The sequence below is a fragment of the Arthrobacter sp. 8AJ genome, from assembly GCF_902506025.1.
GTDB lineage: Bacteria > Actinomycetota > Actinomycetes > Actinomycetales > Micrococcaceae > Arthrobacter.
In genome coordinates this window covers 1,820,453-1,842,805 of record NZ_LR733289.1, presented here as the reverse complement: position 1 = coordinate 1,842,805, position 22,353 = coordinate 1,820,453, and the positions used below count along the sequence as shown (strand labels likewise).

At 68.1% G+C, this 22,353-nt stretch carries 15 protein-coding genes, 1 pseudogene and 1 riboswitch; of the genes and pseudogenes, 6 read left to right on the top strand and 10 right to left on the bottom strand.

Annotated elements, in window-relative coordinates; all coding sequences use genetic code 11:
- Position 1: 1 nt before the first annotated feature.
- The 4 genes from rpsP to BACI349Y_RS08485 all read right to left on the bottom strand — a co-directional run bounded on the left by rpsP (position 2) and on the right by BACI349Y_RS08485 (position 3,321).
- Entirely contained in the window at positions 2–424 is a 423-nt protein-coding gene (rpsP, locus tag BACI349Y_RS08500; RefSeq protein WP_043453174.1) for a 30S ribosomal protein S16, read from the bottom strand.
- Between the two features lie 246 nt (positions 425–670).
- On the bottom strand, positions 671–1,123 hold the full coding sequence (locus BACI349Y_RS08495) for a hypothetical protein (RefSeq protein ID WP_159631742.1): 453 nt from the start codon (positions 1,121–1,123) through the stop codon (positions 671–673).
- A 141-nt stretch (positions 1,124–1,264) separates the two neighbouring features.
- Positions 1,265–2,140 carry a VOC family protein gene (locus BACI349Y_RS08490; protein WP_159631741.1) on the bottom strand — a complete coding sequence of 292 codons (876 nt, stop codon included), beginning with the start codon at positions 2,138–2,140 and terminating at the stop codon, positions 1,265–1,267.
- Between the two features lie 98 nt (positions 2,141–2,238).
- A complete protein-coding gene (locus BACI349Y_RS08485) occupies positions 2,239–3,321 on the bottom strand; it encodes an amidohydrolase family protein (protein ID WP_159631740.1) in 1,083 nt (360 codons plus the stop codon).
- A 77-nt stretch (positions 3,322–3,398) separates the two neighbouring features.
- A riboswitch (TPP riboswitch) is annotated at positions 3,399–3,506 on the top strand.
- Between BACI349Y_RS08485 and thiC the strand changes: the two genes are divergently transcribed.
- Complete coding sequence (gene thiC, locus BACI349Y_RS08480; protein ID WP_442858404.1) at positions 3,502–5,328, top strand: phosphomethylpyrimidine synthase ThiC; 1,827 nt, start codon at positions 3,502–3,504, stop codon at positions 5,326–5,328. (Overlaps the previous riboswitch by 5 nt.)
- Here the strand turns inward: thiC and BACI349Y_RS08475 are convergent.
- Positions 5,325–6,059: an alpha/beta hydrolase gene (locus BACI349Y_RS08475; protein ID WP_159631739.1), complete on the bottom strand. Its 735-nt coding sequence runs from the start codon at positions 6,057–6,059 to the stop codon at positions 5,325–5,327. The two genes, thiC and BACI349Y_RS08475, sit on opposite strands and share 4 nt — an antisense overlap.
- Before the next feature lie 97 nt (positions 6,060–6,156).
- A complete protein-coding gene (ffh, locus tag BACI349Y_RS08470; RefSeq protein ID WP_159631738.1) occupies positions 6,157–7,740 on the bottom strand; it encodes a signal recognition particle protein in 1,584 nt (527 codons plus the stop codon).
- Positions 7,741–7,824: 84 nt separating this feature from the next.
- Between ffh and BACI349Y_RS08465 the strand changes: the two genes are divergently transcribed.
- A complete protein-coding gene (locus BACI349Y_RS08465) occupies positions 7,825–9,228 on the top strand; it encodes a glucose-6-phosphate dehydrogenase (protein WP_159631737.1) in 1,404 nt (467 codons plus the stop codon).
- A 97-nt stretch (positions 9,229–9,325) separates the two neighbouring features.
- Here BACI349Y_RS08465 and BACI349Y_RS08460 read toward each other — a convergent pair whose 3' ends face one another.
- Both BACI349Y_RS08460 and BACI349Y_RS08455 read right to left on the bottom strand, forming a co-directional pair.
- On the bottom strand, positions 9,326–9,664 hold the full coding sequence (locus BACI349Y_RS08460) for a P-II family nitrogen regulator (protein WP_159631736.1): 339 nt from the start codon (positions 9,662–9,664) through the stop codon (positions 9,326–9,328).
- Positions 9,661–11,013: an ammonium transporter gene (locus BACI349Y_RS08455; protein WP_159631735.1), complete on the bottom strand. Its 1,353-nt coding sequence runs from the start codon at positions 11,011–11,013 to the stop codon at positions 9,661–9,663. Before BACI349Y_RS08455 ends, BACI349Y_RS08460 begins: the two co-directional genes overlap by 4 nt.
- Positions 11,014–11,239: 226 nt before the next feature.
- On the opposite strand from BACI349Y_RS08455, the pseudogene BACI349Y_RS08450 reads away from it, so the two are divergent.
- Positions 11,240–12,479: pseudogene (locus tag BACI349Y_RS08450) on the top strand (MFS transporter).
- A 9-nt stretch (positions 12,480–12,488) separates the two neighbouring features.
- On the opposite strand, the gene ftsY reads toward BACI349Y_RS08450, so the two are convergent.
- Positions 12,489–13,694: a signal recognition particle-docking protein FtsY gene (gene ftsY / locus BACI349Y_RS08445; RefSeq protein WP_159631734.1), complete on the bottom strand. Its 1,206-nt coding sequence runs from the start codon at positions 13,692–13,694 to the stop codon at positions 12,489–12,491.
- A 62-nt stretch (positions 13,695–13,756) separates the two neighbouring features.
- Complete coding sequence (gene smc, locus BACI349Y_RS08440) at positions 13,757–17,344, bottom strand: chromosome segregation protein SMC (RefSeq protein ID WP_201302411.1); 3,588 nt, start codon at positions 17,342–17,344, stop codon at positions 13,757–13,759.
- A gap of 229 nt (positions 17,345–17,573) precedes the next feature.
- Between smc and BACI349Y_RS08435 the strand changes: the two genes are divergently transcribed.
- The 3 genes from BACI349Y_RS08435 to BACI349Y_RS08425 are packed head-to-tail and all read left to right on the top strand — an operon-like array spanning position 17,574 to position 22,260.
- Entirely contained in the window at positions 17,574–18,596 is a 1,023-nt protein-coding gene (locus BACI349Y_RS08435) for a 3-oxoacyl-ACP synthase III (RefSeq protein ID WP_159631732.1), read from the top strand.
- Positions 18,590–21,292 carry an alpha/beta fold hydrolase gene (locus tag BACI349Y_RS08430; RefSeq protein ID WP_159631731.1) on the top strand — a complete coding sequence of 901 codons (2,703 nt, stop codon included), beginning with the start codon at positions 18,590–18,592 and terminating at the stop codon, positions 21,290–21,292. The genes BACI349Y_RS08435 and BACI349Y_RS08430 overlap by 7 nt, the downstream gene beginning before the upstream one ends.
- Positions 21,289–22,260, top strand: a complete 972-nt coding sequence (locus BACI349Y_RS08425) for an NAD-dependent epimerase/dehydratase family protein (protein WP_159631730.1) — start codon at positions 21,289–21,291, stop codon at positions 22,258–22,260. Before BACI349Y_RS08430 ends, BACI349Y_RS08425 begins: the two co-directional genes overlap by 4 nt.
- Positions 22,261–22,353 lie beyond the last annotated feature (93 nt).

The following is a 22,353-nucleotide window of genomic DNA, read 5'->3' as shown; positions in this document are numbered from 1 at the left end:
TCTACTCAGCCTCGGTGGTCTCAGCTTCGGCGTCGGCCGGGGCCTCGGCAGCGTCAGACTTGGAAGCCTTCTTGGTGATGGCTTCCGGGATGATGACCGAGCCCTTTTCCGGGGCAACGAAAGCTTCCTTCTCGACCTTGGTCTTGAGGGTGCCTTCCTGGCCCGGCAGGCCCTTGAACTTCTGCCAGTCACCGGTGATCTTCAGGATCGCGGCAACCTGCTCGGACGGCTGGGCGCCGACGGACAGCCAGTACTGTGCACGCTCGGAGTTGACCTCGATGAACGAGGGCTCTTCGGTGGGGTGGTACTTGCCGATTTCCTCGATGGCGCGGCCGTCACGCTTGGTGCGTGAGTCCGCGACGACGATGCGGTAGTACGGGGCGCGCATCTTGCCGAAGCGCTTAAGGCGAATCTTTACGGCCACTTTTGTGGTCACTCCTGTTTCAGAAAAGGGGTGAACCCGGCGTTCTGCACCCGTGGGGCGGGCCATACTTGCGGGCTCGAAGGACAGGATCCGGACGCGGAGAGAGGGGCCACGCAGATCGAGTACCTGTTTATTGTGCCAGATGAGCGCTGTTATTTCGACTTGGCACTGCCGTCCGTGGCGCCGCAGGCCGCCCGAAGACTGCCTGCGGCCCGCAGGGCAGTTCCGAAAACGGGCCGGGAAGGGTCAGACGGACCAGACGTACAGCCCGGTCCGTTCGGAATCGTCGATTCCGGCAGCAAGTTCCGCCAGCTGCTGCACGTACGTCCGCGCCTGGGCGGCATCAAACGGCATGTCCTCCTGGGCGGCCCATTGCTCCGCCACGTCGTCAAGGACGCTGCCTTCGCCCTCGGTTTCATAGGTGAGCAGGTCGGCCAGAGCCCGGACCATTGCCGGCGGAACGGCAAGGAGGGAGTCGCTGGCGACATCGACCATGGTCAGCTCATAATCGGCCCCGCCGGCGTGGACGGCCGTCCCGGCAAGATCGCCGAGTTGCTCCACCTCGAAGTCGCTAATGCCCTGGATCCGCACGGCCTGGCCGGCAGCAGCGCCGTCCGCGGAGCCGCGTCCTTCATCAAGGAGGCCGGCGCGTTTCAGCGCGGCGTCATGGGTGGCGACAAAGATCTCGGTGAAGCCCATGGCTGGTGCCCTTCTTCCGTTGGCGGAGCTGCGCGCCGGGCGCTGCCTGCCGCCCGGCCGTACGGGATCAGCCTAGTAGCTGCGGGGCGGCCGGCGCACACCCGCGGGCCGCCCGCGCAGTGCGGCCCGGGGCGGGATCAATCAGCGGACGGCCACGCGGATCCGGTTCCGCCACGGGTCCTCGAACCTGAGTTCCGAACCGGTGTGGTGGGCGGGCACCCCGGCAACCTTCAGGCGGTCGGTCAGCGCCCCGACGTCGTCCCCTGACGGAACCTCGATGAGCACCTCACCCAGCCCAAGGGTGTCCTTGCGCGGACCTGCGCCGCGGCTGTTCCAGACGTTCATGGCCATGTGGTGGTGGTAGCGGCCTGCGGAGACGAACAGTGCCTGCCCGTGCCAACCCGCGGTCTTTTCGAAACCGAGCGTTCCCACATAGAAGTCGCGGGCGGTCTGCACATCGCCAACCTGGAGGTGGACGTGGCCTACGCCGGCCGCCGTCTGCCGCTGGCCTTCCAGGGACTCCTCGGTGAGGTACTGCTCAAGGTAGCGCTGCGGCGGGAGCGCCAGGCTGTCCATGACCACGTCGGTCCCGTTCCAGGACCAGTTGCTGCGGGGGCGGTCCCAGTACAGCTCGATGCCGTTGCCCTCGGGGTCGGTGAAGTAGAAGGCTTCGCTGACCAGGTGGTCGGCACTGCCCGTGAAGGCCCGCGGCTCGTACTGGGCAGCAGTGGCGAAGGTCGCGGCCAGGGAGGCCTGGTCCTCGAAGAGCAGCGCGGTGTGGAACAGGCCCGCCTCTCCCCTGCCGGGAAGGTGCAGTCCGGGAGCCGGCGCAAGGTGGACCAACGGCCGGCCCAGGCGGCCAAGGTAGAGCCCGCCGTCCTGCTCTGCCACCACCTCAAGGCCCAGCGCACGCTGGTAGTAGTCGGTCATGACCTTCATGTCGCCCACCTTGAGCATCACGGTGCCCATGGCGAGGTCGGCAGGAAGAAGATCCTGGCTGCTGGCTGATGCGGTCATTGAAGGCTCCTTGCATTGGCGGCCGTCCCATTGGCGGCCTGTCACCTATTAAAATTACTTGAAGCTTCAATTTATTCCAAGTCCCCGTGAACCGTTTGTCAGCGAATGATCCGCCCGCCCAGCACCACGTGCTCCAGCGCCGTAATGGTCTCCGGTACAGCCCGCGGATCTTCCCGGCATACGACGACGTCGGCGCGGGCCCCCTCTTCCACTCCATCCGCTCCCAGCCAGTTGCGGGCTGCCCAGCAGGCGGAGTCGAGGGCTGCTGCCATGGGAAGGCCGGCGCTGTGCAAAGCAAGGATTTCGTCGGTGATCCGGCCGTGCCGGATCACGCTGCCGGCATCGGTGCCGGCAAAGATGCGCACACCCGCTGCGTGGGCTTCCGCCACCCGCTCGAGCCTGCGTTCCCATAAGGCGCGCATGTGGGCTGCATAGCGCGGGAATTTCGCGTCCGCCTGGGCGGCAATGTCGGGGAAGGTGGCGATATTGATGAGCGTGGGCACGATCGGTACGCCCTGCTCCACGAACCGGGGCAGGTGGCGGGGCAGGAGCCCGGTGGCGTGCTCGACGCAGTCGATGCCGGCGTCCAGCACCTGGTCGAGGGTGTCTTCGGCGAAGCAGTGCGCCGTCACCCTGGCGCCTTCGTCGTGCGCCGCCTGGACGGCATCGCGGACGACGGCGGCGGGAAACGACGGCGCCAGGTCACCGGCGCTGCGGTCAATCCAGTCACCCACCAGCTTGACCCAGCCGTCGCCGTCGCGCGCCTGCTTGCGGACGGCCTCCACGAGGCCGTCCGGTTCAACTTCCTCAGCGAAGCCGCGCAGGTAACGGCGCGTCCGGGCGATATGGCGCCCGGCACGGATCAACACCGGGAAGTCCCTGCCACCCTGCATCCAGCGGGTATCCGCCGGCGAGCCGGCATCCCGGACCAGGAGGGTTCCGGCGTTGAGGTCCGCCTGCGCCTGGTCCCTGGCGGCTGCGGGCTCCACGGGGCCCGCGGGGCCCAGGCCGATGTGGCAGTGGGCGTCCACGAAGCCCGGCAGGACCCAGCCGTCGAGTACCCGGCCGGGAGGAGTGTCCGGCTTGTTGAACGTGAGCCTTCCGTCCACCGACCACAGTCCATGCCGTACCCGGTCCGGCGCGGTCAGGACGGGTCCACGGAAGTGGATGATGTCTGCCATGGGGCTCCTTTCGATGCCCGGTCAGGCTAGCACCGCAATTATGACAAGCCTGGGTCAGGGGCCTGTGGTAGCTTCGTTCCTGACCACACGGGTGCCCTTGCAGGGGCTGAGATCGGGCTGACGCAGCCTGCGACCGTTGAACCTGTCCGGGTAATGCCGGCGAAGGAAGTGAGTATTCCCTTGAGTACGCAAAACACCCAGTTGAACCCTGCCCTGCTGCCGTCCGCCGGGGAGCCCGGCGACACATCAGTTCCGCAGGTAACCCAGTCCCTGAAGTCCCATTCCCTCGCCTACCTTGCGGATGAGGCGTCCGGGATCCGGGTACCGGTGACGGAAATTTCCCTTGAGCCGTCACCCAACGGCCAGCCGAACGCACCCTTCCGGACCTACCGGACTGCCGGACCCGGTAGCGACCCCGTCCGCGGGCTGCAGCCTTTCCGCGCAGAGTGGATCGCCGCGCGCGGGGACACCGAGCCCTACGGCGGCCGGGAGCGCAACCTGCTCGACGACGGCCGCTCGGCCGTGCGCCGCGGCGCTGCCTCCGCGGAGTGGAAGGGCGCACAGCCGGTGCCACGCCGCGCCGTCGACGGCCGGACGGTGACGCAGATGCACTATGCCCGGCAGGGAATCGTCACGCAGGAAATGCGCTTCGTGGCGCTGCGCGAAAACTGCGACGTTGAACTGGTCCGCAGCGAGGTTGCCGCCGGCAGGGCCATCATCCCGAACAACATCAACCATCCGGAATCCGAGCCGATGATCATTGGCAAGGCTTTCCTGGTGAAGATCAACGCGAACATTGGCAACTCCGCGGTGACGAGCTCCATCGCGGAGGAGGTGGACAAGCTGCAGTGGGCCACCCAGTGGGGTGCCGACACCGTCATGGACCTCTCCACCGGCGACGACATCCACACCACGCGGGAGTGGATTATCCGCAACTCCCCCGTGCCGATCGGGACGGTGCCGATCTACCAGGCGCTGGAAAAGGTCAACGGCGAGGCCAACGCCCTCACGTGGGAGATCTTCCGCGACACCGTGATCGAACAGTGCGAGCAGGGTGTGGACTACATGACCATCCACGCCGGCGTGCTGCTCCGGTATGTCCCGCTCACGGCCAACCGCGTCACCGGCATCGTCTCGCGCGGCGGCTCCATCATGGCGGGCTGGTGCCTGGCCCACCACCAGGAGAACTTCCTGTACACGCACTTCGACGAGCTGTGTGAAATCTTCGCCAAATACGACGTCGCCTTCTCCCTGGGTGACGGCCTCCGCCCCGGTTCCACGGCGGACGCCAACGACGCCGCGCAGTTCGCGGAGCTGGACACGCTCGCCGAGCTGACGCAGCGGGCCTGGGAATACGACGTCCAAGTAATGGTGGAGGGGCCCGGCCACGTTCCCTTCCACCTGGTCCGTGAGAACGTGGAACGGCAGCAGGAGCTGTGCAAGGGTGCGCCCTTCTATACCCTGGGCCCGCTGGTCACCGACATCGCTCCCGGCTACGACCACATCACGTCGGCAATCGGCGCCACCGAGATTGCCAGGTACGGGACCGCCATGCTCTGCTACGTCACGCCAAAGGAACACCTGGGCCTGCCCAACAAGGACGACGTCAAGACGGGTGTCATCACCTACAAGATCGCGGCGCTCGCGGCGGACCTGGCCAAGGGCCACCCGGGGGCGCACGAACGGGACGACGCCCTGTCCAAGGCACGGTTCGAATTCCGCTGGCGCGACCAGTTCGCCCTGTCCCTGGATCCTGTGACCGCGGAGGCGTTCCACGACGAGACGCTTCCCGCTGAACCGGCCAAGACGGCGCACTTCTGTTCCATGTGCGGCCCCAAGTTCTGCTCCATGCGGATCAGCCAGGACATCCGTGACGAATACGGGTCGGCAGACTCGCAGGCGGCACTGGCGGACATGGCATCCGGCATGCGGGAGAAGAGCCAGGAGTTCCTGGCCAAGGGCGGCAAGGTGTACCTGCCGGAACCGACAGTCGCTGCCGGCAGCTAGGACGCCCGGGCGGGCTGGCTTCGGCTGACCCCGCTGATGAACTGGCGGATGGCCCGGTCCCCGTCCAGGGAGTCCTGGGGCCGGTGCCCTCCCGCGGCAACGCGGTGCAGGGCACCGGTCTCCCTGAGGTACCCGGCAATTTCCTCATAAAGCGGCTCCCAGCCACCGGTCAGGACCAGCGTGGGGACACCGGGAACAATATGCAGCGGCGCCTCCCAGGACGGCGCCTGAAGGCGCAGCCTGCGGGCGGAGCGTTTTTCCTCGATGGTGGCCGGCTGCTGGAGGTCGGTGGCGTAGACGCGGCGGACGAATTCGCGCTGGAAGTCGTCGTCACTGAGCTGGTGGCGGACGTCGAAAAGCGGCTGCATCAGGCTGATATGCGCGGCCGTGGCCGGCAGTTCCGCCGTCAGCGACAGGCAGGCCGGTTCCACCAGGGTCAGGGAAAAGACCAGGTCCGGGCGTTCCACCGCGGCCATCATGGCGGGGATCGCCCCCTGGGAGTGCGCCACCACATGTCCGCCGGCGGCCCCGCGGCCATCGTCGGCAAGCGACCTTAGGATGATCGCGGTGTCTTCCGCGAAGGAGGATTCCAGCGGCTCCGCGGCGGAATCGTAGCCGTGCCTGCGGAGGAACAGGGCATCATAGGCAAGTCCCATGCCGTGCTGGCGGGGCCATGCGGCGGCGCCAAAGGTACCGGCGCCGTGCACGAACACTACCCTCTGCTTGAACATATCCCAACCCTATTCCACGGTGCCGGCATCCCAAGTAAGTAGCGCCAGGTGTCGTTTTGACCGGTCAAAACGGCACCTGGCGCTACTCAGTTGGTTGCTACTTGCCCATGAACTTGTCGAAGCCCTTGGGAAGGTTCAGCTGGGACGGGTCGAAATCGCCGCCCTGCTGGCCGAAGGCCGCGCCGGTGGGCAGTGCCTTGGCAGCGTTGGCCCGGCGGGCCTCGGCCTCCTTGCGCTCCTGCGCAGCCTTGGCCGGGTTTCCCGACTTCGGCTTCTTTTTCGGCGCGTTCTTGGCATTCTTGCGCGCACCGCCGCCGGCTCCGGGCAGGCCGGGCATCCCGGGCATTCCCGGCATGCCGCCCTGTGCCATCTTCTTCATCATCTTCTGGGCCTGGGCGAAGCGCTCCAGCAGGCCATTGACCTCGGAGACGTGGACACCGGAACCACGGGCGATGCGGGCGCGCCGTGAGCCGTTGATGATCTTGGGGGCCAGCCGCTCGTGGGGGGTCATGGACCGGACGATCGCCTCGACGCGGTCAATCTCCCGCTCGTCGAACTGTTCGAGCTGCTGCCGGATGTTCTGCGCGCCCGGCATCATCATGAGCATCTTCTTCATAGAGCCCATGTTGCGGATCTGCTGCATCTGGGCCAGGAAGTCTTCGAGGGTGAAGTCTTCCTGGTCGGCGAACTTCTTCGCCATGCGGGCAGCTTCGTCTTTGTCCCAGGCCTTTTCGGCCTGCTCGATGAGCGTGAGGATGTCGCCCATGTCCAGGATGCGCGAGGCCATCCGGTCCGGGTGGAACAGCTCGAAGTCGTCCAGGCCTTCACCGGTGGAAGCGAACATGACCGGCTTGCCGGTGACCGACGCAACGGACAGTGCGGCACCACCGCGGGCATCGCCGTCGAGCTTGGACAGCACGATGCCGGTGAAGTTCACGCCTTCGTCGAACGCCAGGGCCGTGTTGACGGCGTCCTGGCCAATCATGGAGTCGATCACGAACAGGACTTCGTTGGGGACGATGGCCCGGCGGATCTGGCGGGCCTGCTCCATCATGCCGGCGTCCACGCCAAGGCGGCCGGCGGTGTCCACGATGACGACGTCGTGCAGCTTCTGTCGTGCTTCCTCCACACCGGCGCGCGCGACGGCGACCGGGTCACCGGCGGGCTGGTCCAGCTCCGTGGAGGTGGCTCCCGGGTGCGGGGCGAAGACCGGCACGTTGGCGCGCTGGCCCACCACCTGGAGCTGGGTGACGGCGTTGGGGCGCTGGAGGTCGCACGCCACCAGCAGGGGGCTGTGGCCCTGGGCCTTCAGCCACTTGGACAGCTTGCCGGCCAGGGTGGTCTTGCCCGCACCCTGGAGGCCGGCCAGCATGATGACGGTGGGGCCGTTCTTTGCCAGCCGGATCCGCCGGGTCTCGCCGCCGAGGATCTCCACGAGTTCCTCGTTGACGATCTTGACGATCTGCTGGCTGGGGTTCAGGGCAGCCGAAACCTCGGCGCCGAGTGCGCGTTCGCGGACGCGGCCCGTGAATTCACGGACCACCGGAACGGCGACGTCGGCGTCCAAAAGGGCACGGCGGATCTCGCGGACAGTGGCATCAACATCGGCCTCCGTCAGGCGGCCCTTGCCGCGGAGATTCTTGAAGGTTGCTGTCAACCGGTCAGAGAGTGAATTGAACACGCGCCGTGAACTTCTTTCAGGAGATGATCGGGACTCGACTATCTAGGGTATCAAGTCAGGCACGGTAGATGGCATGCTGGCAAAATGACGAGCCAAACAACTGTCAAGACCCTGCTCATCCTCGGCGCCTCGGGCGACCTCACGGGCCGGCTCCTCCTGCCGGGCCTCGCCCGCCTTGTTGCGGCAGGACGGGCGGAGGGCCTCAGCCTGGTGGGCGCAGGTTCGGATCCGTGGACACCGGAACAATGGCGGGAGCGGGTGGAGTCGTCCTTTGCCGCGGCGGCCGGCACAGCAGACCAGCCGGGGAAGGACGCCTTGGAGGCCATGCAGAAGGAGACGGCCTACCACCAGGTGGACGTCACGGCCAAGGGTGCCCTTGCTGCCCTGCTCGCCGGGCTGCACGGCCCGGTGGCCGTCTACTTCGCCCTTCCGCCCCGCATCAGCCAGCTGGCCTGCGAGACGCTCCAGCCGGCGGAGGTTCCGGAAGGGACCCGCCTGGTGATGGAGAAGCCGTTCGGCTCCAGTGAGGAGTCGGCCCGTTCCCTGAACCGGACCCTGAGCCGTCTTGTCCCGGAGGACCACATCCACCGGGTGGACCACTTTTTGGGCAAGGCCACGGTCCTGAACATCCTGGGCCTGCGGTTTGCCAACAACTTCCTTGAACCCGTGTGGAACCGGCAGCACGTGGAAAAGGTGGAGATCTTCTTCGACGAGGACCTGGCGCTGGAAGGGCGTGCCCGGTACTACGACGGCGCCGGCGCGCTCCGCGACATGATCCAGAGCCACCTCCTGCAGGTCATGGCCATCATGGCGATTGAACCGCCTGCCACCATCGGCGAGCGCGACCTCCGGGACGCGGTCTCCGCCGTCCTCCGCGCCAGCAGCGTCAGGACCCCCTTTACCGACTCAACGCGGCGGGCCCGCTACACGGCGGGTTCCGTGGCAGGCAAGGAGGTGCCGGACTATGCCAAGGAGGACGGGGTGGACCCGTCACGGGGCACGGAAACCCTCGCCGAGATCCAGGTGGACATCGACAACTGGCGCTGGCGGGGAGTCCCCTTCATCCTCCGCTCGGGCAAGGCCCTGGGCGACAAGAGGAAGGAAGCGGTGGTCACCTTCCTTCCGGTCCCCCACCTCCCGCAGGGCTTTACCGGGGTGGACTCCCCCAACCAGCTGCGGATCGGTTTCGGTCCGGACACGCTGGAGTTCGAAGTCGACGTCAACGGTCCCGGGAACATTTTCAGCCTGGGCCGGGTCACCCTGGAAGCGGAACTGAGCGCCTCCGACCTCCTGCCCTACGGTGAAGTGCTCGAAGGTGTCCTGACCGGCGACCCGCTGCTGTCCGTCCGGAGCGACACTGCCGAGGACTGCTGGCGGATTGTCGAGCCCGTGCTCAAGGCCTGGGAACAGGGCAAAGTTCCCCTGGAGGAGTACGACGCCGGATCGGCCGGGCCGGCGTCATGGCCCACCAACCGGCACAAGGACTGAGCCTTCACGGCATACAGGACGGGCGGGAACCTTTCGGTTCCCGCCCGTCCTGTATCACTCTTCAGTTGTTGCCCTGCAGGGGACCGTGCCGCCCCGCCTAGATGGCGGCCACTCCGCGTTCCCCGGTCCGGACGCGCACTGCCTCATGGACGTCCATGGTCCAGACCTTGCCGTCCCCGGCCCGGCCGGTGTTGGAACTGGCAATGATCACGTCCAGGATGTCGTCGGCCTGTTCGTCCGTGGCCAGGACTTCCACCCGGATCTTGGGCAGGAGGTCCACGTTGTATTCCGCTCCGCGGTAGACCTCGGTGTAGCCGCGCTGCCGGCCGTACCCGCTTGCCGCGCTGACGGTCAGGCCCTGCACGCCGTAGGCTTCCAGGCCCTCCCTGATGGCTTCGAGCTTTTCCGGCCTGACGATTGCAGTGATCAGTTTCATGCCCCCACGCTTTCCTTACCTGTTGCCGGCTGTGCCTTTTGCGCACCCGGTGCTGCCTGGACCGTCTCGCCCTGGCCCTTGCCGGTGATCATGTCGTGCAGCGGCTGGAAGCTTCCACCGTGGCCGCTGAGACCGAACTCGTAGGCAGTCTCGGCGTGCAGGCTGAGGTCCACACCCACCGTTTCCTGTTCCTGCGAGACCCGGAAGCCCATGGTCTTGTGGATGGCCAGCGCAATGATGGACGTCAGGACCGCTGAGTAGGCAATGGCGATGCCGGCTGCCGCGAGCTGCGCCCACAGCTGGGTGAGTCCGCCGCCGTAGAAGAGGCCGCCGCCAACACCGTCGGTGGGCAGTGCGATGAAGCCCAGGGCCACGGTGCCGATGATGCCGGAGACGAGGTGGACGCCGACGACGTCCAGGGAGTCATCGAAGCCCCAGCGGAACTTGAGTCCAACGGCGAGGGCTGAGGCGACACCGGCGACCACGCCGAGGCCAAGGGCACCGACCGGGCTGACGTTGGCGCAGGCGGGGGTGATGGCCACGAGGCCGGCCACGACGCCGGACGCGGCACCGAGCGAGGTGGGGTGTCCGTCGCGGATGCGCTCGGTGACGAGCCAGCCGAGCATGGCCGCGGCCGGGGCTGCGAGGGTGTTGATCCAGATGAGGCCGCCCTGTTCGGCAGTGGTGGCCGCGCCGCCGTTGAAGCCGAACCAGCCGAACCACAGGATGGCTGCGCCGAGCATGACGAACGGGATGTTGTGCGGGCGGTGGTTGGGGTCCTTGCCGAAGCCCTTGCGGTTGCCGATGATCAGGACCAGGATCAGTGCTGCCACACCTGCGTTGATGTGGACCACGGTGCCGCCGGCGAAGTCGATGGCCGGGCCGAGGGCCTTGCCGATGGCGCCTTCGGGGCCGAAGAGGCCGCCGCCCCACACCATGTAGGCCAACGGGCAGTACACCAGCGTGACCCAGATGGGAACGAACACGGACCAGGCGCCGAACTTGGCGCGGTCGGCGATGGCGCCGCTGATCAGTGCCACGGTGATGATGGCGAAGGTGGCTGCGTAGCCCACCTTGATCAGCCCGTCGGGGGTGGTGATCCCTTCAAGGCCGAATGTGGCGAACGGGTTGCCCACAATTTCCATGAACCCTTCCCCGGAGCTCATGGAGGCGCCCCACAGGACCCAGACAACGCCCACCATGCCGATGGAGATGAAGCTCATCATCATCATGTTCAGGGCTGCCTTGGCGCGGGTCATGCCGCCGTAGAAAAATGCCAGACCGGGTGTCATGAACAGCACGAGAGCTGCCGCTACCATGACCCAAACGTGACCTGCGGTAAGTTCCATGGTGCACGTCCTCTCTCATCGAATCTTGCGGAATACTCCGCCTGCCAACGCCTTTTTGCGTCCTGTAATGAGTGTGTGGGCGGCGTGTTTCGCCCGCGGAGGATTTAGATTGCGGGCCTGTTACAACAACCTCTAGGAAGTAAATGGTGCATATCCGCCTTGTTACGGTTATGTTTCCGCACCCGCGCAGCCACCCGGCTCCCTTTCCAGCAAGGACTCCTGCACCATGACGGCACCACCCCGCTCAAGCGGCGCCACTTCGAGGTTTTTGGCCCGGCTGAGGCCCCAGCGGGAGAAACTCCCCCGGGACATTAAGGTGATGCTGGCCGCGGCGTTCCTGATCGCGCTTGGCTTCGGGCTTGTTGCGCCGGTATTGCCGCAATTCGCAACAACCTTCGGTGTGGGGAACACTGAGGCCGCTGTCATCGTGGCCATCTTCGCTTTCATGCGCCTTGCATTCGCCCCTGCCGGCGGCGCCCTGATCGGCAGGCGCGGGGAACGCCCCATCTACGTTGCCGGGCTGCTGATCGTGGCGCTGTCCACTGCGGCGTGCGCCTTTGCCCAGGACTACTGGCAGCTGCTGCTCTTCCGCGGGCTGGGCGGGGCCGGGTCTGTGATGTTCACGGTGGCATCGATGGCCCTGGTGGTCCGGCTGGCGCCGCCCCAAAGCAGGGGCAGGGTCTCAGGGGCCTACGCGTCGGCCTTCCTGATCGGAAATGTGTGGGCCGATCGTGGGCGGCCTGCTGGCGGGACTGGGCCTGCGGGTCCCATTCCTTGCCTACGCCGCCGCACTGCTTGTGGCCGCGTTCGTTGTCCAGACCCAGCTGAGCCACCAGCGCCGGGGAGGCGCCGAGGTACAGGACCGCGCCCCGGACATGCGCTTTGGCGAAGCGCTGGCTGCCGGAACCTACAGGTCCGCCCTGGTCTCCAGCTTTGCCAATGGGTGGGCGACCTTTGGTGTCCGGATGGCAACGGTGCCGCTGTTCGCCGCGGCCGCCTTCGGGGCAGGTCCTCAGGCCGCTGGCCTGGCACTGGCAGTATTTGCTGCCGGCAACGCCGCTGCCCTGACCTTCTCGGGACGGCTGGCGGACTCCGTGGGGCGCAAGCCCATGATGATCTCCGGCCTGTTGGTGGCGGCCCTGTCCACTGCAGCCATCGGCATCACCTCAGACCTGCCCTGGTTCCTGGCGGCGTCGACGCTCGCCGGCGTCGGGTCCGGTCTCTTCGGTCCCGCCCAGCAGGCCGCCGTCGCCGATGTCATTGGCAACGGGCGGTCCGGGGGCAAGGTGCTGGCGGTGTACCAGATGACGTCCGACGTCGGAGCGATCGTTGGGCCGCTCGTGGCGGGGATGCTGGCCGACAGGCTGGGGTTCGGCTGGGCTTTCGGCGTGACCGGCGGGGTCATGCTCCTTGCAGCCGCCGGCTGGCTGCCCACCCGCGAGACACTGCGCGCGGCCGGCTCCTAAGCGCCCCTGTCAGTTCAGCAGGGCGTCAACAAAGCCTTCGGTGTCAAAGGGGGCAAGGTCGTCGGCGCCTTCGCCCAGCCCGATGAGCTTGACGGGCACACCGAGGGTCTTCTGAATGGCGACGACGATGCCGCCCTTCGCAGTTCCGTCCAGCTTGGTCAGGACGATGCCGGTGATGTTGACCACCTCCGAGAAGACCCGCGCCTGGTTGAGCCCGTTCTGGCCGGTGGTGGCATCCAGCACCAGCAGGACCTCGTCCACCTCGGCCAGCTTCTCCACGACGCGCTTGACCTTGCCCAGTTCGTCCATCAGGCCCACCTTGTTCTGCAGGCGCCCGGCGGTGTCGATCATGACCACGTCGACTTCCTGCTCGATGCCGGCCTTCACTGCCTCGTAGGCAACCGAGGCGGGGTCGGCGCCGTCGATGTCCGACTTCACGGTGGGAACGCCCACGCGCTGGCCCCACGTGGCCAACTGCTCAGCGGCAGCGGCGCGGAACGTGTCCGCGGCGCCCAGCAGGACGTCCTTGTCCTCGGCCACCAGCACACGGGCAAGTTTGCCCACGGTGGTGGTCTTGCCCACGCCGTTCACGCCCACCACCATCATCACGGCGGGCTTGTCGGCATGCCGCTGTACGTTGAGGCTGCGGTCCATGGTGGGGTCCACAAGCTTGATGAGTTCTTCCCGGAGCATGGTCTTGACGTGTTCGGGGGTGCGGGTGCCCAGTACCTTGACGCGCTCCCGGAGGGCGTCAACCAGCTGCATGGTGGGTTCGGTGCCCAGGTCCGCGAGCAGGAGGGTTTCCTCCACTTCATCCCAGACGCTCTCGTCGATCCGGTCGCTGGACAGCAGCGCCAGCAGGCCCTTGCCCATGACGTTGTTGGAGCGGGCCAGCCGTTCCCGAAGCCGGGCCAGGCGGCCGGCGACGGGCAGCGGGGTTTCGACGGGAATGGTTTCCAGCCCGGCCGCATTGTCCGGAACGGTGGTGGTGTCCAGCCCTTCGAGGTCCACACCCTCCGGAGCCCTGCCTTCGATGGTTCCTTCGCGGTCCGCCACCGCCGTGCTTCCGCCGGAGCGGATTTCGGGGTCGTTGGCATCCCTGGTGCCCGGGTAGCGGGTGATGTTCCTCCGCGTCTTCAGCAGGACCGGAATCAGCCCGCCGATGACCACCAGCGCAGCAAGAATGGACAGAACAATGGGAAGGATGTCATTCACTCCCCTAGCTTCTCACAAACGGGCCGCCCGCTTCCGGCAGCCATCAGGCAGCTGACCAGCCGCTATACCTCGGCCCCCAACCGCTGGCTGATGACAGTGGAGACGCCGTCGCCCCTCATGGTGACCCCGTACAGCGCGTCCGCCACTTCCATGGTCCGCTTCTGGTGCGTGATGACGATCAGCTGGCTGGATTCCCGGAGTTCTTCGAAAATGGTGATGAGCCGGCCGAGGTTGGTGTCATCCAGGGCCGCCTCCACCTCGTCCATGACGTAGAAGGGCGAGGGCCGCGCCTTGAAGATGGCCACCAGGAGCGCCACTGCGGTCAGGGAGCGTTCGCCGCCGGAGAGCAGGGACAGCCGCTTGATCTTCTTGCCGGCAGGACGGGCCTCCACTTCGATGCCGGTGGTGAGCATGTCCGCCGGGTCGGTCAGGACCAGGCGTCCCTCGCCGCCGGGAAAGAGCCGCCCGAAAACCCGGACGAACTGGGCCTGCGTGTCCTCGAACGCTTCGGCAAAGACCCGCTGGACCCTGTCATCCACTTCCTTGATGATGTCCAGCAGATCCCGCCGGCTCGCCTTCAGGTCCTCAAGCTGGGTGCTGAGGAACTGGTGCCGCTCCTCCAGCGCCGCGAATTCCTCCAGCGCCAGGGGGTTGACCTTGCCCAGGCTTGCGAGGTCCCGCTCAGCCTTCCGCAGCCGTTTCTCCTGCTCCTGCCGGACATAGGGCTTGCCATCCCTGATCTCTTCCCCGTCCGCGTCAACCGGGGCCCGCAGGGCCGCCCATTTGTCACCGGATTCCTCCGCCGGAACGGGCACCGGCACGTGCGGCCCGAATTCGTTGACCAGCGCTTCGGGGGTGATGCCCAGCTCATCCACGGAGCGGGTTTCCACCGCCTCGATCCTGGCGCGCTGCTGGGCGCGGGCGAGTTCGTCGCGGTGCACGTTGTCGGTGAGTTGGGCCAGCTCCCTGGCCAGGGCATCGTTCGCCTCCCGGATCTCCCGCAGCCCGCGGTCGCGGAGTTCGCGGTTCTCCTCGGCCAGGTCCCGTTCGTGCCGCGCACGGTCCACGGAGACGTCCACAAAGCCAAGAGCCAGTTCCACCCCCGAGGAAACGGCGGCCGCCCGCCGGGCCTGGATGCGGCGGCGGCGGGCGCGCTCTGCCGCCTCCTCACGGGCGCGGCGTTCGGTGGCGGCGGCGCGTTCCAGGGACGCCACCCTGTTGCGGGTGGCCACCAATTGCTCTTCGGCACTGCGCAGCGACAACCGTGCCTCGACCTCGGCCGCGCGGGCGGCGGAGGCTGCACGCGCCAGGGCGTCGCGCTGCTCCGTGGACGGCTCCTCTTCCAACGGCGCTTCCTGCGCCGCGGCCAACCGGGCAGCGATGGCGGCGAGCGCTTCCTCCTCCGCCGCGACGTTGCCTTCGGCCCGTGCCAGGGACGCTGCCAGCCGTTCGCTCTCGCCAACGGCGCTGCGCAGGACAGAGTTCAGGTGGCCCAAACGTTCGGCTACGGCGGCGAGGCGGGCGTCGGACTCGTGCAGTTTGTCGAGCGCTGCGTCCGCTTCCTCCTGCGCCCCCGTGCGCCGCGCCTCCGCGGCGGCCAGGGCAAACCTGTTCCGCTCCAGGTCCGCCGTGACCGCCGAAAGTCCGCGCTCGGCGTCGTCCACGGCCGCCTGCACCTCGAGGAGGGACGGCGCCTTGGCAGAGCCGCCCGTGGCGGAGACGGCAGTGAAGACGTCCCCTTCGCGGGTGACGGCGGTCATGTCCGGCAGTGCGGCAACCAGGGCAGCCGCGGCCTCGATGCCGGGTACGACGGCGGTCCGGGACAGCAGGTGCCGGACGAGGGCGACGTGCCCCGAAGGCCCATCGACCAGGCCGGCGGCCCACTGCGCTCCCTCAGGCAGCGTCACCTGCCCGCCATCCCCCAGACGGGGTTCCGCGGCCGATGCGAGGAGCAGCGACGCCCGCCCGGCGTCGTCGTCCTTGAGCCGCCTTAGTACAGCGGCCGCCGCCTCCCCGTCCTGGACGAGCAATGCCTCTGACGCTTCCCCCAGGGCGGCGGCGACGGCCGGCTCGTACCCGCCCTGCACGGTGATCCCGGCAGCGAGGCTTTCCTGCACGCCGGGGAGCCCGGACTCCAGCACGTGCCTGGCACCGTCCTTGCGGTCAAGGCCGAGCTTCAGGGCATCGAGGCGCGCGGCGAGGGCGTCCCGCTTGCGGACCCCCTCGTTGACGGCGGCTTTGAGGTCCGCGATCTCCCCCAGCACGGCGTCCAGGACATCGCTGGCGGCCTCATAGTCGGCGTCAAGGGATTCCTCTCCCTCCTCCACGCCGGCCACCTGGTTTTCCAGCGCCGTGAACTCGGCCTGGGCACGGGCCCGGCGTTCAGTTCCGGCGGCAAGGGATTCACGCAGCCTTCCAAGTTCCGCCTGGGCGGACTCCACCCGGGACCTGGCCGCCGCGACCTGGCCGGCCAGCCGCGCCAGGCCCTCGCGCCGGTCCGCTGCGGCACGGAGCTGGGCGGTGAGCCGCTGGTCCTCGGCCTGTGCGGCCCGCTCCGCTTCCACCTTCGCTGCGCTGGCCGCGTCCAGGTTGTTCCGCCTGGACTGGATGTCCTGTTCGAGTTCGGCCAGTTCCTGCCGCACCCGGGCTGCCTGGCGCTCCAGCTGTTCGGGGTCCCGGCCGGAAGACGGCGCGGCATCGTCGGAACCCAGCAGCCGGCTCCGTTCCGTGGCGAGCGAGCCGAGCGACCGAAGCCGTTCACGGGCCGTGGACAACCGGTACCAGGTGTCCCTGGCGGCATTGAGCCGCGGTGTGGCCTCGGCTGCGAGCTGTTCCAACGCTGCCTGCTGCCTGCGCCCGGCCTCGAGTTCCTGCTCGACGGCGGTCCTGCGCGCCTTGAGCGCAGCTTCGTCCGCCACATCCTGCTCCAGGGCCTGCTGCAGCTGCACCAGGTCGTCGGCGAGCAGGCGCGCCCGGGCGTCCCGGACGTCGAACTGGACCCGCTGCGCGCGGCGGGCCACCTCGGCCTGCTTCCCAAGGGGCGTGAGCTGCCGCCGGATCTCCCCGGTGAGGTCGGTCAGGCGCTGGAGGTTGGCCTGCATGGCCTCGAGCTTCCGTACCGTCCGTTCCTTGCGGCGCCGGTGCTTGAGGATCCCGGCAGCCTCCTCAATGAAGCCGCGGCGGTCCTCGGGAGTGGCGTGCAGGACGCGGTCCAGCTGGCCTTGGCCCACGATGACGTGCATTTCCCGGCCCAGGCCGGAATCGGAGAGCAGTTCCTGGATGTCCAGCAGGCGGCAGCCTGCGCCGTTGATGGCATATTCGGATCCGCCCGCCCGGAACAGCGTCCGGGAGATCGTGACTTCGCTGTACTCGATGGGGAGTGCGCCATCGGTGTTGTCGATGGTGAGCGAAACGTGGGCGCGGCCCAGCGGCGGACGCCCGGACGTGCCGGCAAAAATGACGTCCTCCATCTTGCCGCCGCGCAGGGTTTTGGCCCCTTGCTCGCCCATGACCCACGCCAGGGCGTCCACCACGTTGGACTTGCCGGATCCGTTGGGACCCACGACGGCGGTGACGCCGGGTTCGAAGTCGAAGGTGGTGGCGGACGCAAAGGACTTGAACCCCCGGACGGTGAGGCTTTTGAGGTGCAAGGCTTTTCTGGTCTCCTGGAGCGGGTGGGGCATTTTGCTGGAACCGGGTTACTACAATCTACTGCGCAGGACCGACATTTCCCGGCAGCAGCACCCGGGAACCGGCTCGGGCACCGGGGGTGGATATGCGTGTTCCGGCACTGCAAAGGCATAGTTAAGCTCTTGAGCCTGCGCAGATGTGGGTACGGTCACCGCAGGAACGCGGGACGAAAACGAAGAGGGGCTTGAATTGGCAGGTAATGCAACCTTCCGCCACAGCAACACCGCGCTGCTCTCGGTGAGCAGCGTCGAGGCTCCAAGGATTGTGAGCTCCACGGACTTTGACCGGCGGCTGGCATCGACCCTGCAGCGGCTCAAGTTTCCGCCGCGGCTGCTTGAGCGCGTGGCGGGCATCACGCACCGCCGGTGGTGGGCTGCCGGAACGTCGTTCGACGACGCCGCGGTGGAAGCCGGCGCCAAGGCCCTCGCCGAGGCCGGCATCGAAGCCTCCGACGTCGGACTGCTGATCAACACCTCGGTGACCCGGCGCAACCTTGAACCCTCAGTGGCGGTGAAGATCCACCACAGCCTGGGCCTGCCGTCGTCGGCCATGAACTTCGACCTTGCCAACGCCTGCCTGGGCTTCGTGAATGCCCTGACCCTGGCAGCCAACATGATCGACTCGGGCCAGATACGGTACGCCGTCATTGTCAACGGCGAGGACGCCCAGCTGACGCAGGAGGCCACCCTGGCCCGGCTGCAGCGGCCCGAGACAACGCGCGATGACTTCAACCGGGAGTTCGCCACCCTGACCCTGGGATCCGGGGCGGCCGCGGCCGTCCTGGGGCCCGCCGACGAGCACCCGGGAGCACACCGGGTGGTGGGCGGCGTAATGCGCGCCGGCACCGAGCACCACGAGTTGTGCGTGGGCGGCATCGACGGCATGAACACCGACACGAAGGGGCTGCTCGACGGCGGCCTCCGGCTCGTGGTCGATGCGTGGCAGGAAGCCCAGCCCGAATGGGACTGGGCCGCGATGGACCGCTACGTCACGCACCAGGTCAGCAACGCCTACACCCAGGCCATCATCGATGCGATCGACCTGGACCCGGACAAGGTGCCCATCACGTTCCCGCACTGGGGCAATGTGGGTCCGGCATCGCTCCCTATGACGCTCGCAGCCGAGGCGCAGTCGTTGGGCAGCGGTGACAGGGTGTTGTGCATGGGCGTCGGATCCGGCCTGAACACCGCAATGCTGGAAATCGTTTGGTGATCGCGGACTGGCCGGGCGTCAACCCCGAGTGGTCGCGCCACATCGATGTCCCCTCCACATCGGGGGCTGACTCCCCCGGCACGGTGCGCCGCTGGCACCTGCTGGACAACGGCGGGGAACTGGCACGCCGCGGCCTGGCTCCCCAGGGAACCCTGTTGTGCGTTCACGGCAACCCCACGTGGTCCTACCTGTGGCGGAGCCTGCTGGCCGCCGGTTCGGATCCCGCGCACCCGTGGCGCGTGGTGGCCGTGGACCAGCTGGACATGGGTTTCTCCGAGCGGACCGGGACCTTCCGGCGGCTGGCGGACAGGATCAACGACCTTGGCGACGTGACCGCCGCCCTGGACCTGGCAGGGCCCGTGGTCTCGGTGGGCCACGACTGGGGCGGGGTCATCAGCCTCGGCTGGGCGCTGGCCCACACCGACCAACTGGCCGGCGTGGTCCTGACCAACACCGCCGTCCACCAGCCCGCCGGCTCCCCCATCCCGCCGGCGCTGCGCCTTGCCCTCCACCCTGCCGTGCACCGGTGGGGCACCACCACTACCGATGCTTTCCTGCGGGTGACGCATTCGCTGGCACACCCGCCGCTGCCCGCGGACGTGCGGAACGCCTTCATGGCCCCGTACCGCAGCGCCCCACGCCGTGCGGGGGTGGGCAACTTCGTGGCGGACATTCCCGTTGACGCCTCACACCCCAGCTTTGCTGCCCTCAACGGCGTCGCGGACGGCGTGCGCGGCCTTGAGGTGCCGGTCCTGATGCTGTGGGGCCCACGGGACCCCATCTTCTCCGACCGCTACCTGAAGGATCTGCTCACCCGCCTCCCTCACGCGGACGTGCACCGCTACGAGGGTGCGGGGCACCTGGTGGCAGAGGACCGGAACATCGCGCCGGCGGTCTTCGACTGGCTTGCCGGCCGCCTCACGCACGGCGGGGACAGTGTTGCTGACCCTGGCCCAGCTGCTGAAGGCGACGCGGTCACTGGACCCGCCGCCCCGGCTGAAGGCCGTGGCTTCACGCCCTTGTGGACGCTTCTTGGGCAGCTGGCCGGCGGCCCGTCCGCGGGCGGAAGGGCCGTCGTCGAAATGGCACCGGATGGCACGGTGGCCCGCTCCCTCACCTGGCGGCAGCTGGAAGAAAGCGTCGGGCACCTCTCCGCAGGCCTGCAGGGGGCCGGAGTAGGACCGGGCAGCCGGGTGAGCCTGATGGTCCCGCCAGGGGTGGACCTGACCATGGCCCTGTATGCCTGCCTGCGGCTGGGAGCCGTGGTGGTGGTTGCCGACGCCGGCCTGGGCACCAGGGGGCTGAGCCGGGCGGTCAAGGGAGCGACGCCCGATGTCCTGATCGGGATTGACAAAGCCCTTGCCGCTGCCCGGGCACTGGGCTGGGCATCCAGGCGCATCAGTGTGCAGGACCTGCCGGCAGGTCGGCGCCGGCTCCTCGGGGTGGAGACCTCACTCGCCGCCCTGGCCAGGGCAGGCGCGGGGCGTGCCGCTGCCGGCACCGCTCCCGCCTCCAGCCCGGACGCGGACTCCCCCGCCGCCGTGCTTTTCACGTCCGGCTCCACCGGTCCCGCCAAGGGCGTGCTGTACACCCACCGGCAGCTTGCGGCCATGCGGGACACCGTGGCGGGAACCTTCGGCATCAAGCCGGGCCAGAAGCTGGTGGCAGGCTTTGCGCCGTTCGCCTTGCTGGGGCCGGCGCTGGGAACCGTGTCCGTAACGCCGGCCATGGATGTCACAGCGCCCCGGACCTTGACCGCGCGCGCCCTGGCCGATGCTGCAGCGGCCATCGACGCCACGGTGGTCTTCGCGTCCCCTGCCGCCCTGCGCAACGTCGTCGCCACCCGGGACGGCCTCAGCCCGGAGGGCACCGCTGCCCTCGGCCGCGTCCAGCTGCTGCTCTCTGCCGGCGCACCGGTTCCGGAACCCCTCCTTGCGGAGGTGCAGCGGCTGCTGCCCGCCGCCTCGTTGCATACCCCCTACGGCATGACCGAGGCCCTGCCTGTCACCGATATCAGCCTCGAACAGATTCAGGCCGCGGCGGCCGACGCCGAAGCCGGAAGAACGCCAGGGGCCGGCAAGGGCGTCTGCGTAGGGCATCCCGTCCAGGGCGCCCGCATAGCCGTGATCCCGTTGGCGGCCGACGGTACCGCCCCGGGGGCCGAGCCGGTGACGGAACCGGGGGTAACGGGGGAAATCCTGGTCAGCGCGCCGCACGTCAAGGACGGCTACGACAGGCTTTGGCTGACCGGGCAGGCGAGCGCCGGGCCGGCCGGCTGGCACCGCACCGGAGATGTGGGCCATTTCGACGCCGATGGCCGCCTGTGGGTGGAAGGGCGCCTGGCGCACATCATCACGGCGCCCCCTGGAGTGGTCACTCCGGTCGGCGCCGAACAGGCCATCGAACGGCTGGACGGTGTTCGGATGGCAGCCGTCGTGGGCGTGGGGCCCGCGGGCACCCAGGCCGTCGCCGCCGTCGTCGAAACCGTACCGCCGGCCCGTAAGGCCGGCCCTGCGGGCACGGAACTGGCCAGGAAGGTACGGAGCGCCGCCCAGGGTGCAGGCGTGTCCGTGGCGGCAGTCCTGGTTGTCCCCGCGCAACCCACCGACATCCGCCACAACGCAAAGATCGACAGGTCGCGGCTGGCCCAATGGGCCTCGTCAGTGCTGGCCGGCGGCAGGCGGGTTGCGCCGTGAAAATCCTGGTCACCGGGGCAAGCGGCCTGCTGGGGCGGGAAGTGGCAGGGCTGCTGGTGCGCAGGGGCCACGCCGTCACCACCTTCCAGCGGCGTCCCTCAGGGGTCGACGGCGCGGCGGACCATTGCGGTTCGCTCACCGACGACGCCGCCGTCAGGACTGCCGTGGGGGACACCGAGGCAGTCATCCACCTCGCGGCCAAAGTATCCTTCACCGGCCGGGCCGACGAGTTTGACCGCGTGAACGTGGAGGGAACACGGCGCCTGGTCCTGGCGGCGCGCGAAGCCGGAGTCAGCGACTTTGTATTTGTCTCCTCACCGTCGGTGGCCAATTCAGGCGCCGCCATCGCCGGACTCGGCGCAGAACCGGCCGATCCGGCACGCGCCCACGGCGACTACGCCCGCACCAAAGCGCAGGCGGAGCTTTTGGCCCTCGACGCGGACGCCCCGGGCTTCCGCGTCGCCGCCGTGCGGCCGCACGTGGTCTGGGGACCCGGTGACACCCAGCTGGTGGAACGCGTGCTGGCGCGGGCGGCCCGGAACCGCCTGCCGCTGCTGGATGCGGGCGCTGCGCTTATCGACACCACGTATGTGGACAATGCGGCCGCGGCGATCGTTGCGGCCCTGGACCGTATCAGTGAAATCCACGGGAGGGCGCTGGTTGTCACCAATGGCGAACCGCGGCCGGTAGGCGAACTGATTGCCGGCATCTGCGCCGCCGGGGGCGTTCCCGCGCCGTCGTGGTCCGTACCGGGAAAGCTTGCCCGGATTGCGGGATCAGTGGTGGAAAAAGCGTGGCCCAGGCTCGGCAAAGAGGACGAACCGCCCATGACCAGGTTTCTTGCTGAACAGCTGTCCACGGCACACTGGTTCGATCAGCGTGAGACCCAAAAACTCCTTGCCTGGACTCCCGCCGTCTCCATCGATGAAGGCCTTGAGCGGCTGGCGGACTACTACCGCTCCCGCTGAGCCCCTTCACCGGCGCTGGGGCGCCAGGCTCCCGTGACGTTGCCGGGACAGCTCATGGGCGCAGGGCCCATATCCCGGTGACGACGGGGCCCC

Bases quoted from the DNA above. Each gene is read 5' to 3' on its own strand.
- BACI349Y_RS08495 (WP_159631742.1), bottom strand. From the start codon at position 1,123: ATGGGCTTCACCGAGATCTTTGTCGCCACCCATGACGCCGCGCTGAAA.
- BACI349Y_RS08490 (WP_159631741.1), bottom strand. From the start codon at position 2,140: ATGACCGCATCAGCCAGCAGCCAGGATCTTCTTCCTGCCGACCTCGCC.
- BACI349Y_RS08485 (WP_159631740.1), bottom strand. From the start codon at position 3,321: ATGGCAGACATCATCCACTTCCGTGGACCCGTCCTGACCGCGCCGGAC.
- BACI349Y_RS08475 (WP_159631739.1), bottom strand. From the start codon at position 6,059: ATGTTCAAGCAGAGGGTAGTGTTCGTGCACGGCGCCGGTACCTTTGGC.
- BACI349Y_RS08465 (WP_159631737.1), top strand. From the start codon at position 7,825: ATGACGAGCCAAACAACTGTCAAGACCCTGCTCATCCTCGGCGCCTCG.
- BACI349Y_RS08460 (WP_159631736.1), bottom strand. From the start codon at position 9,664: ATGAAACTGATCACTGCAATCGTCAGGCCGGAAAAGCTCGAAGCCATC.
- BACI349Y_RS08455 (WP_159631735.1), bottom strand. From the start codon at position 11,013: ATGGAACTTACCGCAGGTCACGTTTGGGTCATGGTAGCGGCAGCTCTC.